The following is a 331-nucleotide window of genomic DNA, read 5'->3' as shown; positions in this document are numbered from 1 at the left end:
GACCCTGTTTCCTCGGTTCGGCGCTTCGAAGACTGTATCGAGAAAGCTCTAGAGCTCGATCCGCAGGATCTGGTCGCACGGCTTTGTATCGCAGCGTTCAGAGCTTTACGGGGTGACTTCGAGGGCGCTTCGCGCGATCATGAGATGGTCCTCAAAGCTGCTCCCCACGATGCCGATACCATCGCAATGCTGGCCGGCAATGTGGCGTTGATCGCCGGCGAACCAGTGCACGGCTACGAGCTGGCCACGCGGGCCATCCGACTCAACCCTAACATCCCTTGGTACTATGGCATGCTGGGCCGCTGCTGCTTCGTAGCCGGCCTTTATGAGG

The 331-nt window shown here is 59.8% G+C and carries 1 protein-coding gene; it reads left to right on the top strand.

The genetic code is table 11. From position 1 onward, the window contains the following. A partial coding sequence (locus AF337_RS43180) for a tetratricopeptide repeat protein (RefSeq protein WP_425287882.1) occupies positions 1-331 on the top strand: 331 nt, incomplete at both ends.

Source organism: Rhizobium ecuadorense (genome assembly GCF_001187535.1).
Taxonomy (GTDB): Bacteria; Pseudomonadota; Alphaproteobacteria; order Rhizobiales; family Rhizobiaceae; genus Rhizobium; species Rhizobium ecuadorense.
Note: the sequence above shows the minus strand (reverse complement) of the source record. Positions and strands in the feature narration are given on the sequence as shown.